The sequence below is a fragment of the Oleiphilus sp. HI0086 genome, assembly GCF_001635225.1.
The window spans coordinates 1-276 of the sequence record NZ_LWFZ01000432.1; the positions used below are offsets into that span (position 1 = coordinate 1).

The 276-nt window shown below is 44.6% G+C and carries 1 protein-coding gene; it reads left to right on the forward strand.

What is annotated here, in order from left to right:
- Positions 1-12: 12 nt before the first annotated feature.
- The coding region (locus A3756_RS05405) for a L,D-transpeptidase (protein WP_197481189.1) at positions 13-276 on the forward strand (264 nt) is incomplete at its 3' end.

The following is a 276-nucleotide window of genomic DNA, read 5'->3' on the forward strand; positions in this document are numbered from 1 at the left end:
AGTGTGAAGTGAATGCCGTTTGAACCAGGACTTAGACGCTCGTTAGAGAGTGAATTTTCCCTTTGTCAGCCCAGAATCGAAGTTAATGTAAAGTTACAGCAGCTGACTTTGTTTAATGAAAACAAAGTGGCTCGTTTTAGTGTGTCCACCGCCCTTAACGGAGTTGGACAGTTTAGCGATTCAGGTTGTACGCCTTTAGGTTATCACTATATTCGCGCTAAAATTGGTGCCAATTCTCCTATTAATACGGTCTTTGCCGGGCGTCGCCCAACAGGT